Source organism: Ruegeria sp. BC3 (assembly GCF_056539265.1).
The window spans coordinates 1-15,206 of record NZ_JBQFUP010000008.1; the positions used below are offsets into that span (position 1 = coordinate 1).

Annotated in this window: 12 protein-coding genes and 1 tRNA gene; 5 read left to right on the forward strand and 8 right to left on the reverse strand. The window is 55.1% G+C overall.

Annotated features, from left to right (window positions below; all coding sequences use genetic code 11):
- Positions 1-14 precede the first annotated feature (14 nt).
- Positions 15-91, forward strand: a tRNA-Met gene (locus tag ACR0MV_RS18165).
- Here the strand turns inward: ACR0MV_RS18165 and ACR0MV_RS18170 are convergent.
- The 5 genes from ACR0MV_RS18170 to ACR0MV_RS18190 form a co-directional block, all read right to left on the reverse strand.
- Positions 48-1,700, reverse strand: a complete 1,653-nt coding sequence (locus ACR0MV_RS18170) for a recombinase family protein (protein ID WP_480703284.1) — start codon at positions 1,698-1,700, stop codon at positions 48-50. The genes ACR0MV_RS18165 and ACR0MV_RS18170 overlap by 44 nt on opposite strands.
- Positions 1,697-2,740, reverse strand: a complete 1,044-nt coding sequence (locus ACR0MV_RS18175; protein WP_480703162.1) for a tyrosine-type recombinase/integrase — start codon at positions 2,738-2,740, stop codon at positions 1,697-1,699. The genes ACR0MV_RS18170 and ACR0MV_RS18175 overlap by 4 nt, the downstream gene beginning before the upstream one ends.
- Complete coding sequence (locus ACR0MV_RS18180) at positions 2,740-4,437, reverse strand: tyrosine-type recombinase/integrase (RefSeq protein WP_480703164.1); 1,698 nt, start codon at positions 4,435-4,437, stop codon at positions 2,740-2,742. The genes ACR0MV_RS18175 and ACR0MV_RS18180 overlap by 1 nt, the downstream gene beginning before the upstream one ends.
- A gap of 166 nt (positions 4,438-4,603) precedes the next feature.
- Positions 4,604-4,810 (reverse strand): helix-turn-helix domain-containing protein, encoded by a 207-nt coding sequence (locus ACR0MV_RS18185; RefSeq protein WP_480703166.1) that lies wholly within the window; start codon positions 4,808-4,810, stop codon positions 4,604-4,606.
- 180 nt (positions 4,811-4,990) lie between these two features.
- Positions 4,991-5,824, reverse strand: coding sequence for a hypothetical protein (locus ACR0MV_RS18190; RefSeq protein ID WP_480703168.1), 834 nt, complete (start codon positions 5,822-5,824; stop codon positions 4,991-4,993).
- Positions 5,825-6,890: 1,066 nt separating this feature from the next.
- Here ACR0MV_RS18190 and ACR0MV_RS18195 point away from each other — a divergent pair.
- Positions 6,891-7,268, forward strand: a complete 378-nt coding sequence (locus ACR0MV_RS18195) for a SnoaL-like domain-containing protein (protein WP_480433003.1) — start codon at positions 6,891-6,893, stop codon at positions 7,266-7,268.
- Positions 7,269-7,356: 88 nt separating this feature from the next.
- Positions 7,357-8,202 carry a universal stress protein gene (locus tag ACR0MV_RS18200; RefSeq protein WP_480703170.1) on the forward strand — a complete coding sequence of 282 codons (846 nt, stop codon included), beginning with the start codon at positions 7,357-7,359 and terminating at the stop codon, positions 8,200-8,202.
- Positions 8,203-8,301: 99 nt separating this feature from the next.
- Here ACR0MV_RS18200 and ACR0MV_RS18205 read toward each other — a convergent pair whose 3' ends face one another.
- A complete protein-coding gene (locus ACR0MV_RS18205) occupies positions 8,302-8,847 on the reverse strand; it encodes a flavodoxin domain-containing protein (protein ID WP_480703171.1) in 546 nt (181 codons plus the stop codon).
- Positions 8,848-9,174: 327 nt separating this feature from the next.
- Positions 9,175-10,479 carry a ferredoxin reductase family protein gene (locus ACR0MV_RS18210; RefSeq protein ID WP_480703172.1) on the reverse strand — a complete coding sequence of 435 codons (1,305 nt, stop codon included), beginning with the start codon at positions 10,477-10,479 and terminating at the stop codon, positions 9,175-9,177.
- Positions 10,480-10,759: 280 nt separating this feature from the next.
- On the opposite strand from ACR0MV_RS18210, the gene ACR0MV_RS18215 reads away from it, so the two are divergent.
- Complete coding sequence (locus ACR0MV_RS18215; RefSeq protein WP_170787350.1) at positions 10,760-11,263, forward strand: Hsp20/alpha crystallin family protein; 504 nt, start codon at positions 10,760-10,762, stop codon at positions 11,261-11,263.
- 219 nt (positions 11,264-11,482) lie between these two features.
- Positions 11,483-13,075 carry a trypsin-like peptidase domain-containing protein gene (locus tag ACR0MV_RS18220; RefSeq protein ID WP_480703173.1) on the forward strand — a complete coding sequence of 531 codons (1,593 nt, stop codon included), beginning with the start codon at positions 11,483-11,485 and terminating at the stop codon, positions 13,073-13,075.
- Here the strand turns inward: ACR0MV_RS18220 and ACR0MV_RS18225 are convergent, their stop codons facing one another.
- On the reverse strand, positions 13,076-14,692 hold the full coding sequence (locus ACR0MV_RS18225) for an MFS transporter (protein WP_480432997.1): 1,617 nt from the start codon (positions 14,690-14,692) through the stop codon (positions 13,076-13,078).
- Positions 14,693-15,206: the final 514 nt, after the last annotated feature.

A 15,206-nucleotide genomic window follows, 5' to 3' on the forward strand; every position in this document is an offset into this window, starting at 1 on the left:
CCAACGCTAAGTGTCGCGGGATGGAGCAGCCCGGTAGCTCGTCAGGCTCATAACCTGAAGGTCGCAGGTTCAAATCCTGCTCCCGCAACCACTTGGGTCGAACAATGTGTCACACAAGCCGCCGCAAGGCGGCTTTTGTCGTTCTGGGCCAGCCCAATCATCGCTGCTAACGCACCCTCCAGTTCGATCTGCACGCCATCCCGTTCATGTTGGATCGTAACACGTTCGATCAAGCCCCGGATAATCTCCAAAGCCCCTGTACGGATCGACGGATCCGATAGAGCCTGCGCCAAATCTGCGACCTTGGAGCGATAGAGTTCGGGCAGATTTGGGTGCAGTCGCACCGGTGAGGGCGCAGGCTCAGACAGCTTCGCCTCAAGATCGGCAATCTGCGCTTCGAGCTCTTCGAGCCTCGCTTGAAGTCCGGGGGTGCGAATGCCCTCTGCGATTGCATCATAGAACCCATTCAGTTTGCGCTCAGCTTTGTCCCGCTCGGATTGTAGACGAGTCCGGGCTACCTCCGCTGTGCCTGCTTCCGCGTTGGCGGCTTCGCTGAAGGACTTGATAAAAGCGGCCACTGCGTCGGGCTGCATCAGACGCTGACGAAGCAAATCCAGAACGGCGTCTTCCAGGACATTGCGACGAATGGATTGCTTATGGGAACAAGTACCGAGTTTGCGAGCGGCAGAGCAGGCGAGGTAGTCGCGCCCGACTGTGGCGAGTGGCCCTCCGCAGGTGCCGCAGAACGCAAGACCTGTCAGAAGGTGCTTCTTGCGACGCTTCTCCCAAAACCTGGTTTCCTTGATGGCTTTGACGCGGGGATCGGCTTCGATCTCACCTTGTCGCTGTTTGACCGCCTCCCAAAGCTCATCCCCGACGATCCGCAGCTCGGGGACCTCCGCGATGATCCATTTGGACGGATCGTTTAGACGGGAAACACGTCTGCCGGTCTCCGGGTCCTTGATGTAGCGCAGCCGGTTCCAAACCAGGCGGCCGATATAAAGCTCATTGTTGAGAAGGCCCGTCCCACGCACTCGGTGCCCTCGAATGGCCGTGTCACGCCATAACTTGCCACGGGGACCGAGGACACCCTCGGTGTTCAGGCGGCGCGCAATGGCTTTGGGAGAATGCCCCTCGGAGAACTCTTGAAGCACCCGCCGGATAATCTCAGCTTCCGCTGCGTTGATCATTCGTTCTCCCGTGACGGGTTGGCCGTCGGGCCCAAGACGCCGGACGACGTCGTATCCGTAGCTGTTTCCGCCGCCGGAACGGCCAAGCTCGACCCGCCCGCGAAGACCACGCCGGGTTTTGTCGGCCAAGTCTTTGAGGAACAGTTGGTTCATGGTGCCCTTGAGACCTACGTGCAATTCGCTGATCTCGCCCTCAGCCAGTGTCACGATGCCAACCCCTGCAAAGCTTAGCCGTTTGAAGATCGCGGCGATATCCGCCTGGTCTCGGCTCAACCGGTCCAGCGCTTCCGCCAAAATCAGATCAACCTGTCCTTCCTGTGTTGCATGGAGCAGCGCTTGCAGACCGGGGCGCAACATGGAGGCGCCGGAGACCGCACGATCAGAATAGGCGTCAACAACGGTCCAACCCTCCCGCTCAGCACGTTCCCGGCACAGTCGCATTTGGTCATCGATGGATGCGTCTCTCTGCATTTGGCTGGAGAAACGGGCATAGATTGCAACTCGGGTCATCGCCGGGCCTTTCTCTTTTGGTTGATCAGATCCGCATAGTCGCGGCCCGCTTCAATTGTCTGGGCGTGGATGTAGTGGCGCTCGGCGGTTCCGAAGCTCGTATGCGCAAGAATTGGTCGAATTAGCTTGGCGTGTTCCGGAGAAGAGCGGGCCAGGGTTGTCGCGGCAGCATCCCGAAAGAAATGCGGTGGAATACGGCGACCCGTCAGCTTCAGTGTCTGCTCTGCGATCCGGGGGCTCAGCGCGTCTTTCTTCAAAGGAGTGCCAGACCGGCCAACCCACAGGACATTGTGATGCTGTTGTCCACGCTCCATAAAAAAGGGACGGGCTTCGTTGACATAACGGCGCAAGAGCGGCTCAACGCTCTGGGGAACATCAGCTTCCCAGGGATGCCCTGATTTGGTGAGGTCTCCCGGGAGCGCGACGGTCATCGTTTCTGCTGTGACATGCAGGGATGTGCCAATCCGAAGGCCCGCGAACGCACGTCGCCGCATCGGCATCAAGGCCAACATCGCTATCATGGTGCCATCCCGCAGGCACATCATTCTGCGCAGCGGTGTCGGCGCCGCTTCTGCATGACCCGTCGCCAGAGTCAGCCCTGCACGGAATAGAACCTCGCTGGACAACACACGCCCAAGTTTGCGATCCCGATCACCTCGACCCGCGGCGCGCTTCAATCCCGCTTTTAACTTCCGCTGAGCGGACCAGTCCCGCGTTGGGTCAGCTGCGAAGAGGATACGCAACACGCCATCAATGAACATCAACCGGGTCATCGGCCGGGTGTGTGAGAGGTCCCGAAGCCAAGCGGAAAGGCGCGGTAGGGTCCCGCGTCGAGCCGGAGGCAGTGTGATCGCCTCCGCATCGCTGGTAATCAGCCATTGCAGCCATCGGGCGTAGCGCAATTCTAACGTCTTCAACGAGGTCGCGCGTAGATGTGATAGCGCGCCGCAATCGTCAAGCGGGCCACCTTCCGTCTGAAGGTTGAGCCACATATCCCGGTCTTGTACGGGCCAATCAGACAGAGGCAGAACAAGGCTCATCAGCGACGCCCTTTCTTGGCGTCGATCAGGTCCGCAAAGGCGCGGGTTGCCGAACGCGCTTCAAGACCGGAATACATGTTGATCGTGTGGCTGACTTCCGAATGGCCGAGCAACCGGCGCGCAACCTCGTAGCCGCCGGGATTGGCGTCGAGCCAGTTCATCACCGCGAAATGCCGAAACAGGTGGGCGTTCATCTCTAACCCCGTTTCTTTCCGGATCCGTTTGGAGATGCGCGCAGACAGAACGCCGGGATCAACCGAATGCTGACCATCCCTCCGGGGAAACAGCCAAGGCGTTCCCGCGGGGCAGAGTTCCGGACAGCGAGATTTGAGATGTACGTCGATCATGCGCAATACTTCACGCGGGATCTCGAACTCGACAGGGCGCTCATTTTTGGTCTCGCCGTCTTCCAGAACCAGGTAGGCTCGGCCATCACCGGGACGGTGCAGGTGGCGTTCCAAGTGGATGTCAGCCAGGTTCTTCACGCGAACCGGGCAGACCAGCAAGATGGCGATGGCGAGCGCATCTTCGCGCGCCAGAGCCCAGCCGTACGGCTTGGACGTGCCGCGTGGTCGCGCGAATATCCGTTCAGGCAGAAGCAGCAGGCGTTGCTGATGCTGGTCCTCCTGCAACACCCGCAGCCGGCTTCGGTTTTTTTGGGTCATGCCATTCTGAGGTTTGACGGCCAGGCGCGCGGCAAGCCCCGACAGCGCGTCCCGGGTGTCATCGGGTGCGTTGAGTATCCGGGCCAAGTTGCGGAGCAGCGCGGCGATCTCGCTGATCATCTTTGTGGTCTGGTTGTTGGTGCGCGATAACATCTGGCGCAAACCGCGTTCAGCCATCACCGGATCGATCAGGACATCCAAACCGCCAATGTGCTTCATTGGGATGCCAGAGTGAACGAGTTCGGAGGCAAACCGAACCAACTGTCTTTGGTATTGGGACAGGGTCGCGGGTCGGAGCGCCCTGTTCTGACCGTCATCTGCCAAGGGGTCTGGATTGGACAGACGATGCATCAGTTCTGCAAGGGCAGTTTGGAATGGCGCTGGCAACGCGGTCATCGGAAAAGTGATGACCTTCTGACGCGATTCCAGAGGCAAAGTGACCTTGGGCCATTCCGGAATACGACGAACCGCCAGGTTCCAGCCGTTGACCGCAGCCCTATATGCAACATCAGGAGATTTGCTGATCTCATTATGCTCAAGGGCTTCTCGATAGGCTTGGGCATGCTCTTTACACACAATGGCAGGCTCAACGCCCTGCCGATTGAGAAAATGCACGAAACGGCAGAGCGCGGGTTGCAATGTCTTGTCACCGGACGCCAGCACATCCCCCCAGAGCGCTTTCCAACCGGGAGACAGATCATCGATCCGGTTGAAGCGCCGTTCTACCAGCCCGAAGTGGGCGAGCGCAGCCCGTGCATCACTGACCGCGTTTTGCCAGCTCTTTGGTGTGAGCCCAAGCGCAGCCGGCGTGACTTTGGCTAAACGAGGTTGCAGCCAGCGACTGTCGCAGGGCACGTCCCCGGGCGGCAGTCCAAGGGCTTTGGATGTACGACGCAGGCCGGAGATCATATCGCGGCGGCGTCCGTCTGTCAGAGAGCTATCGGAGCGCAGCTGTTTGATGACTTCGGCAAACATCGGAGTGTCGGCTTTGACGAAGGCCAGCGTCATTGGAACGGGGCTCTGCTTAGTCATCGGGTCAGCGTTCCTTTGGACAGATTAGGTCTCGGGTGGACGGGTGTGGACAGGAGGTCCGATTCGGGAAAAGCGTAGCACAGAAAGTTAGAAACTTACGGGCAGGCCCTCTTCCCGAAATGCACATAACGCACTGACATTAATGGACATTAATGGTCGCGAGTGCCTACCAGCAATGTGCCTGCCGGTAGGCGGCATGAGCTGCCGGATCAATGCGGATGAGGCGTCCGCCGGGGCCGACCCGGATAACCTCAAGCAGGCCTGCCGCAATTGCACGGCGCACCGTCTTCTCCGAGCAATTGTCCAGTTCAGCGACGTCTTTCACCGTCAGAAGCTTGCGGGTTTGTTTATTCTTCGCTTTGATATTTGGCATTCTGAGGCGCCTCCATTTGGTCAGAGGCGTTCCGACCCAGTTCCCGTACTGCTTGGGCAGCCAGCAATCGGACCAGCTGGTCAATCGCTGTCTCAACCTGCTGGAGTGCGTGGTCGTCAGAAGGGGGTAGGGCAGGAACGCGTGTCATGCCATGACCATGACAACGCGGGCTTGCTCATTCTAAGTGTATTGATTACCCGATTCCGGCGGTGCCCAACGCTCTTTCTCTTCGCGCTCAAGCTTGCCGCGAAAATCGTCAATATCCACTCGGATCGTCTCACCGCTCAGGATTTGCCCCGGCTCGGTGATCATCTTCACGACAGACTGGATGAAGTTGACGAGCGGACCTTGCCGTTGTCCTCCGGGGCGACCGTCTGAGTATGTCGTATAGGTCAGGGGGCGACCGGCATCTTTCCAGATATAGCAACAGCTCTCGACGATATACTGACGGCGTTTGTCGCGCGAGAACCGCTTGTCTCGGGGCGACATCTCCGCAACCGCGCCTGGCGTCCCATAAATGCGTCGGATGTCATCCACGATGTCTTGGCTAAGTGTCGTTGCGGACTCTAGCTTGTCGAGGACTTGAGGAAGGAGGTCTGCGTCTTCTGGCGTCGGCGCGAAATAAGTCGAAAGCGAGCTCAACGCGTTCCGGAGTTCTTGGGGAGCAATGGATCGCCTTTTGGCATTCCGCAAAAGTTGCTTGAGGTGCGTTTGACCTCGTTCAATCGCTTGCGAGCGTCGGACCTCGGTCAGATTGATTGCAATGTCGTCATCGTTGTTTAGGCAGTGACCAAGCATTGCGGACAAGTCGCGCACAAGCGGTGCTGGCAGGTCAAACTGGTCGCACAAGCCCCCGATCATGTCTTCTGTAAGTGCGCCTTGTTCTCCATAACTGCCGAGCTTCCACGACATAGAGGACTTGATCTCATCCATGTGCGGGTAGACGGAATAGTCACCTTCGGTATCTGCAACGTCTCGTTTGCCCTTCAGACCGCTGTCCGCGTTAGCGCTCATGTTATTCTCCGTTTGGGACACTCCGTAGTCGGGTCACACGTCCAATAGCCGACGCACATCACGGCAACACTGATTGCTGAGAAATCGTGCTAGTTGAGACGAGGCAACCGTTCCAAAAGTTGCACAAAAATAAGAGAACGGAAAGAGAACTATTTAGTCCCGGGTCTGTGTCGAGCCGCTGACCCGAACCGCCTGCGCTATTGGTGGGCTGCGGCGCTTCGGGTCAGCTAAGGTTTGTACAACTTGCGGCCGCGCGAAACACAAAGATCCCCAAAAAAAGCAGATCAATACACTTAGTCAGCAAGAGCGCAAAATCGGACGTTCCGGGCTGGGATGGGTCTTCCCCGTCTCCGTTGCGCCCGGTTTATACTTGCTGCTTTCCCTGGCAAACGATCAAAAAAAGTGGTGACCACGGTACGTTCACAACCGGCCTCCAAGGTGAACAAAGGTTCGGGGACTACCCCATCCCGCACCGAAGCGGCTCCTTCTGGCCCGGTGCAGAAACGCGACTACGGAACCCACCGGCCGACAGCTGTCTCTAGACACCCGTCGGATCGGGGATCGCCGAGACCGTGCGCGGTCAAAGCGGGGCAGGTGAGAAGCCTGCGGGGAAGCGGCTGGCCTCCGACAAAAGGCATCGCGCGGATACGAACCTGAAAGCGAAGGGCCTTCTCCCGCAAGACCGGGGGGAAGGAGCGGGGGCCGGATATTGTCTGGCAAGCAAGGGCGAAGATGTGTTTTTGGTAAAAACGGCCGTGGCAATCGCCTCAGCACTTCCTCTTGTATACCATTACATCTCCATGGCAGCTTTAGGTTGCAACCAGCCGCCAATGCACGGTCGCACTGACAAAAAAAACCAAATAGCAACTGCGACACTAGCGTGCTGACGCTGTCCGCCTTTCCTGCAGATTGATGCTAATGCGGCGCTGTATTAAGTGTGTTACTTCTGGCTGAGCAGAGTTGAGTACGAATCGGCCTCATTGCATTTCCCCTTGTGCTCATTGATCCGTGTCAAGATTTGCGCGGGCAAGAAGTGGTACAGTCAACGGTAATTCAGGGGGGGCTCATGGAAGAGTTGATTGAAATCGGAAGATCATTCGTCCAGGCCATGCGTGAGCGCAGGGGCCTTGGAAGTGTTGATGAGATGTATGCCGAAAACGCGCAGTCGATAGAGGCTGTTGTGCCTCCGGTTCGACAATTCCGCGTAACAAAGGGTCGAGAAGCCATCAAGGGAAAAAGAGAGGATTGGTTGGCGTCGCATGAAATCCAAGAACTAGAAGTGGATGGCCCCTACGTCCACCCACCCAACCGCTTTGGAGTGCGCTTCAGAGCTGAAGTGATTCAGAAGGCTACGGGTGAGCGTATGACCCTGCGCGAGATCGCAGTGTATTCGGTGGCGGACGGCAAGATTGTGCTGGAAGAGTTCTTCATGCTGCCGAAGTAAGGGGAGCGACCAACAACATTGTCTCTTCGTTGGTTTAATCCGTGCGCACGGCTCTCGGGCAAATTGAAATTCCGGACGGAGGTCGGGAATGCAACACAGAACAGTGGCATATTACGTAGGAATTGATACTGACGACGCGTCGATTTTGAAATGCGCTGAAAGTTCCCGTAACCAGAACAGTCACTTGAATTGCGTGTTGATCGCGGACTTACCCAACCTGCCTTACCTAAAGTATGGATCAAACAGGTTCGTTGAGGCGGGTCTTCCTTCAAACTGGTTGGATGCTCTCAACGAAAAAAATGCCGCCTTGAAGTCCCGCGCCACAGAAGTTGAAGCGCTCCTGGTCGGGCAGGGCGTATCTGCAAATGTAATTGCCTTTATGGGATCTGGAGCAGAGTTAAAGCATCTTGTGGCTGGCCAAGCCAATAGCTCTGATATCGCTTTTCTAGACGCTGAGTTGCGAAAATATCCCGATTTGTTTCATAAGATCGCCTACGGAGTATTATTCCATTCGCCAGTAGCCCTGATGATAAACGGAGATCCGTTTGCCCAACGCGACTGCATTTTTTTGGCATGGAATGATAGTCTGCCTGCGTCTAGGGTTGCGCATTTAGCCTTACCCATTCTTCTGGCGGCCAACGAAGTTGTGATTGGGTGTTTTGATTTGCCGTCGCCTGATGACGTAGAAGGTCTAGTGCCCGGAACTGACCTAGCTGGATGGCTTAGCCATCACGGTTGCACCGTGACCGTGTCGCAGTTTCCGTGCGGCGGGAATTCAATTGAAGACTGCATTCAGGAACGCGCACGAGAACTGGGGGCCGACCTCGTTGTTATGGGCGCTTACGGGCATTCCCATTTGCGTCAGTCGGTATTTGGGGGAACGACGCAAGCAATGTTGGAGCAGACAAGTTTGCCAGTGCTATTCGGGCACTGATGAAGAAAGCTAGCGATTGTGATTTGCTGGGATAGGCGGCTCTATGCGTTCATCGGGTAATACGGGAACAGCCAGTTGTTATTGGGTACTCGCTTGAGGTTAAAGTTGATTTGCCCGACCGGTTCCGCCAAGAAAATCTATCACAATTGACGTCAGTTCATCCCAGTCAGTAAATTCCCGCACCCCATCTTGTGGATCGATTTTTCGACCAAGCAAGACAACGTGCTTAAGGATCTCCCTCTCAAAATACCCGTAGTTTTCCGGCTTCACTGCGCCTGCGACCAACGCCGTTGCATCTGGTTCAAAACCTGTTCGCATTAGCATTTCGTTGAGATAGTCGCGCGCTTCTTCTCGACCTGACACGAAAGCAGCTTTTAGACCGATAGAAAGCACGAGAGACTTTCGTTTCATTAGGGCATCTCTATTTGAAGCGACAAAAGCCTCGAATGACTCGGGGTGTCTACGCTCGTGGACAGGGGCCAGAAGAACAACCTTGACCACATCGTCAAGCGATACGTGGCTGGACATTTCATCGGTATTGGTCAGCTTTGCATTGAAACCGGCATTCTTCGCGACACTGCTGATGAAGCGCGCAATCTTTGCTGTCTGGCCTTCAACTGTAGCGAAGGCGATGAGTACGGTCATTCCGATCCTCCCATAAATCGGTCTGAATAGATTGCTGATTATGAATAAGAGGCGTGCTTTGCCCTTGATCTCCATCAAAGGCGTTACTTGGGAGAGTTGTGAAATTCCTTTTCTGTCCACGCAGATCATGTCTTTTGAGAAAGTTCGCGACGACATACATCTCCACGCAAATCAGCCTTTTTCGGCTGATAATTTTGAAGTTAGCCAAGGCTCAATAGTCTGCCTGGTTACCGTAAGGAAAAGGCCAAGACAGCGATGAAGACTATGAAACTGATGCACCAAACTGCGAACTTCACCTGTTTGCGTGTGGGCAGGTTTCTGAGCAGTCTAATCATAGTCAAACCTTTCAGACAAAATCCGGTGGGACGCGGTGCCCCGTGCGATCAGATGATCTTCGACGGCGTCCATCATGGCAGGGGGGCCGCAGAGAACAAAAAGCCAGCTTTCAAATTGTTCAGAAGACAAATTGCGATCCAACAGGGGACCGTCGATCAAGCCTGTCTCTCCGGACCAATCCCTTGGCGGTTCGGATAGAACAAATACTGTTTCTTCTTTGGACAACTCCAGGCGAAAAACAATCTGCTCCTCCACCCGGTTGCCATAGATAAGCTTGAGATCGTACTGTTTTCCGCTCAACCGTACCTGACGCACAATGCTCAACATGGGCGCGATCCCGACACCACCTGCGATCAGAACAATGCCTTTCTCAGTTCGGTGGCTGATCGACAGATTTCCGTGCGGGGCATCCAGATAGGCCGTGGTTTGCGGAGCGATCTGTCCGAGGCCGCATGTGAAATCCCCAAGCTCCTTTATCACGAATGAAACTTCGGGGCCTTCGGCTGGTGCGGAACTAATCGAGAATGGGTTCTCATGCAGCGAAAAAACACTGTGGCCGACGTTTAGCCAAGCAAATTGCCCTGCTTCGAAGTTTAGTCCGCTGTGACCATCTGGCACGACGCGCAACTCCCATTGCTTCGGCGTTAGTCGAGACACAGACGTGACACGCCACGGCCTTTTCCTCTGACGCAAAGGTCGAACGAGATAGACATACAGCAAAGTTCCAACTGCAATACTGGTCAGGGTAAGCCAGAGATACGTCAACAGCGGATGCCCACCGTAGCGCCCAGCATAGACCGTGTGATTCAACAGCAGGCATGCGATCACCAAGGCTCCCAGCCCGTGTAAGAGGCGCCATGTTTCGTATTTGTAATCAAGGGATTTACGGGCAATTGCCGAGGCGACCAGAATAAACAGTAAAAAATATGCGCCGATGCCCGATACCAGCGTAGAAAAGTCGGTCGAAATCGTAAGTTGGTTTGTTTCATCCCACGGGCGGCGTCCGCCAGAAGGCGTACCCTGATACAGCAGCGGGTGTATCAGCGCAAAGCCGAGTGCTGTACGCGCCATCAACTGATGCACCCGCATAGTTACGTCCATACCCAAACCGGAAGAGATGAACCTGAACCGGCCAGACAGCAGGAACTCGACTAAGATTATTGAAAACGCAAGCATTCCAAGCCCGGACGCGAGCTCTTGATGAAATGATCGCGATGGCCAGCCCAGAGACCAAGAAAAACCCAAGGGAGCCAAGATCAGCAAAACGTAAATCAGCGCCAGATAAGGCCATTTCATACGGTTTCGCTCCACTGTGCTAAAGCTAGGCAGCTCGGGCTCATTCAAAATAAACGCTAGGCTGACCTGGGGTTCCGATCAAGACTACTGAGATTGGTGTTAAATCCACCACGACATGGCAAGCTTGGTGGGCGATGTTTCCCGTTTCTGTTCGTTCAACCGGTGCGTGCGATCTAGCGAAGGATGAGGTTGAATGCTTGCGCAAGATCAAGGTCCTTGACGGCTTTTTCTGCCATAATGTTGCGCGCGCGAAATCAGACCAAAGGAGGAGGCTCAAAAAATGCTAGAAGACAAAAAATCCCCGCAACTTTTCACTGGAACGCATCCGCTCTCCGACAATTTTCGACGTGAAATGGAAACTCTGATGTCGCGGTTTTTTGGGGGAGGATCACCTTTCCTACCTATGGAAACGGCTGCGCAACGCACGGGTTTTCCGTCTCTTGATATGACAGGCGCGATTTCTCCGGCAATCGATGTCCAAGAGACGGATTCTGCGATAGTCCTTACGGCTGAATTGCCGGGGCTCGAAGAGGATGATGTGGAAATTGAAATCAAGGATCGCAGGCTAATCCTGCGCGGTCAGAAGAAGATTGCGCATGACGAAACTGGCGATCTGCGGGTCAGCGAAAGAAGCTACGGCAGCTTTTCCAGAGCCATGTCGCTGCCAGATACTGTGGAAGTCGACAAGGTTTCAGCAACATTCGACAAGGGTGTTCTGCGTATTCAAATGCCGAAGAGTGAGCCTCAGGATCCAAGCCGTAAGATCAAGGTATCGTCGAAATAGACAGACTGTTGGCTCGATACCATGCAAAAAAATGCCAATGCAGAGGGTCGATCATGGATCGGCCTTCTTAGAGTTGCGGCCTGATAAGTGTCTTTGGTTGAATCCGGGCAGGTATCGCAAGTGTTTGTATAAATGCGTTTTTTGTACATTCGCACCAGGCCATGGGTTTGGTGTTGCAGCGTGGTAGAATGCCCTCACGCGTTTGGATAGGGGGCCATAATGCGAAAACCAGAAGCGAGTAGCATTACATCCTCAGGAAATGCTGGTGAAGGTGAGGTGCGGGCCTTTCTGGAGAGCCTGACCGGACCCTCGCGCGGAAACGTGAACTGGCTTGTAGATAAAACCCTAACGGTTTCAGTTGACAATGGCAGGGTGCTAAACCTTCGACCTAAAGACAACCTGCCTCCCCATGATAACGATATTGCGACCCTACAGTGGGCTGACGACGGTTACACAATAACCGCATCGGTAGGGCGCAATGTATGGGTAAACGGACAAAAAGCCTCATCGGCGTCTCTTAACCATGGCGACATGATCGAGTTTGGCGAAATGGGACCTATGTCTCGATACAGGTTGTGCGATCACTCATTTCCCGCGCACCATACAGTCGAGGATATCCTCAGTGATGCATATGCTTACACCCGAACGAGCCGTCGACCTTTCGCTAAAAAGATGTCTGGTGCCCTGCGCGATAGTGGGCGGCGGCTTGCCTCTCAAACGACGATATTGTTCAGGATCACAGTTCTTTCGACGCTTCTTGTGATCGCGGGGTTTGGGTACCTGCTTTACCAAAACGACCGGCGCTTGGCGGATAGTATTGAACAGGAGTCCCGCAAGATTGAAGCGGTCGCAGTTATGCTCGCTCAGACGCGAGAAGACGCGCTTACGCCTGATGACTTGGCTTCGTTGCGTGACGCTTTTGAGAACCAGGTTTTGTCGACCGAGCAGCGTCTTGGAACCTTGGAGCAACGGGCGGGGGCACCCACACGGGTGATAACTGCCTCCACTCGATCTGTAGCTTTCCTTCAGGGGGCTTATGGATTGCGCCACGTGGAAAGCGGGAAGATATTGCGGCACGTTTTGGGACCGAACGGAGAAAACCAGAGGACCCCGTTTGGCCAGCCTTGGATAGAACCGGACGGGACCGGCGAACCTGCAGAATTTCAGTTCACCGGAACAGGGTTTTTGATTGCTGGGGTGCCATTGATGGCCACCAACCGCCATGTCGCTTTGCCCTGGACCTCGGGGAACCGAGAGAAAGCGCTGAGCGACGCTGGTCTTGAGCCAGAGATGTTGAGGCTGCTGGCCTATTTGCCTGATCAGACGAAACCAATAGAGGCGCGTTTGGTCCGGTTCAGTGAAGCGGCAGACTTGGCGATTTTGGCAGTTGAGCCAAGCCGCGTTCAGGACCTCGGCCTTCCTTTGGCGGATGCCACGTCGCGCGTCGGTGAAGAGCTTTATCTGTTGGGATATCCAACGGGTTTGAAAGCTTTGATCGCGCAGGCTGGTCCGAGCTTTCTAGAGGAACTGGAGGCAGAAGGAACGATGAACTTTTGGTCGATAGCGTCCCGGCTTTCCGCTCAAAGCAAGATTCACCCGCTAGCAAGCCGGGGGATCGTTGCGCGGACGAGTGGGAGCGCCATCGTTTATGACGCTGAGACTACGACCGGTGGGAGCGGAGGGCCAGCATTGAATCGGCGGGGCGAGGTAGTTGCCATCAATGCTGCGATCCTGCCCGAGTTTGGTGGTTCAAACATCGGCGTCCCGGTCTCACATCTCAGAGTTATGATGGGAGAGGTGGAAAGCCAGTAATCATTCGCTCGTTCGGAAGCGCGAGTTTTGAACGACGAACACTGTAGCCAGTGGAACGATCACTGAGATCACGGCCACAGAGATCAGCAAGTATCCAAGTTGACTATAGTCCGCGGTGGACGTGACCTCACCGGTCTCAGGGTTGGTGACAGCGCGCGTGATTACGTACGTCTGGTTGAGGTACTTGGTGCTGAGGCTGCTGGCCGACAATGCCATGTTTGTGAACGATGCCATCACGGCAAAAAAGGTCGCTTTCAATTGAACTGGGGCATTGCGTGCGATCCAAGCCAACATCGGGACCATGGCAATCTGCCCAAGCGGCGATTCAACCGCTGTATCAAGAATGGCAATGAACCTTGCGTCGACAACTCCGCCGGTATGCGCCGCCGTCCATTCATGTACACCGTAGTAGAGGGCAAGGTTGGGCAGTGCGAGAACGCCCGCGGCGATCGTCAGCAATACTACCACATGCGCAATGGAGCGATTGGCCATAAACGGCCGGAGAACGATTAACCCCAGCAACGCCAGCAGCGAAGTTAACAGAGCCAGAATTGCTAGGAATTGTTCATCGAACCCCAGTTCATCGATTTCAAACCAAGTCAGGCCTGGTCCCGGCAGAGGAACGGCACGGAAAACAAAAATGATTGTCGCTGTCCCGATTAAGGCTTTGGCTTGGGCCGGTTCCAGCTCTTTGAGCAGGCGCGACATGAGGTACAAGATTACCGCCAGGGAAACCGCAAAGACTGTTTCCTGCGCAAATTCGAAATCAGCGGTTCCCAGCACGATGCTAAGCACAACGAATGCCAGGCCGCCCAGCAATATGGACCATTTGACTTCGGTGACTTCATCCGGTGTGTAGGGCGGATGGCCCGATCTTATACGCTGACGCTGGATCAAGCTGTGAAGGACGACGCCGCTTACGGACAATACAGGGATAGCCAGAGCTATCAGGTAAACTTGGCCATAAAGTGCAAGACGATCGGGCTTTTGCAAGTCCTCTTTTCCAGAGAAAATCCAGATGTTTACAGCCGCAACCGCGGCAAACCCTGAAATAATGGAAACTCTGCCCAAGGTTTGCATCGTCGTGTGCTGAGCACGGGTTTCTTCAGGCGAAAATGGTAGGCCGTTTGGGTCAACCTTTGGCACCGCCTCAACCGTCATGGCGTCGGCAACAACGTCCTGAATGGCATAGCCCGAAGGCGCCAATAGCAACGCGACGACATACCAGTCTTCCAGTGGCATAATGGACGCCATTTGCACGGGAGCGGTCACAAGCCCATACATTGTGAGCAAAGAGAATGTGATCAGGGATGCGCCGAACAGAATCAGCAGGGACTTCCAGCGCCAGAACAGGTCCACGACATGGCCAAGCGGCATTTTGAGGATCCAAGGGATACCGGCCCAAAACGCGAGTCCTGCAACGAAAGAGGCGGATAAATCGAGGTAATCTTTCAGGAAAAAAGCGCCGACGACCGAGGTCAGGCCGGACACGCCGGCCGCAAAATAGACCATCAATGGCGGCAGATAGGACCATTGCAGCTGCTGAACTAGATCCACAAACGTTCTATGCCACCAGGCCGAGAGTTTTGATCCTATGGAAGTTTGGTCAGTCGTCATATGCCGTGGTAGCTCGTGGAAGCCTTTGGGTCGTTGTATTTAGTTAGAGAAATCCAGATCCGAAAAGCAATGCACTGGTGATCGCCCCAAGGATCGGTACCATAAGAGGAACGCGGAAGTGTCTGACGTCAGAGCCAATGGGACAGTTTAGGTTTATTTGATAAGAGAGGGTTTCTGGCTCATCGTAACCGCCTCCGGCGGTTAGTTTAGATCCTTCTGCATTGCTGAAGTTCTTTGCGCATTGCCGACCATTCGAAAAATTGGCGCGCTGGAGTTTTCGGCCATTGCCGTAGCCGGACGAAACCGCTCGGAAGGACTTTTGTGACTCGCAGATGACATAAAAACGCTTGCCCGGATTGCCGTTTCTTGAAGTGCTGGGGCGGGTCGCATCCTTGGCAAGGTAGCAGGGGTTCCTTACTTCGCCTCGTCGTAGTTTTTTGATGTAAAGCGCTCGCGCCCTTTCCAGAACGATTGGCGCGATTTGCCCCTCACCCGTACCCACGTGCTTTTGTAG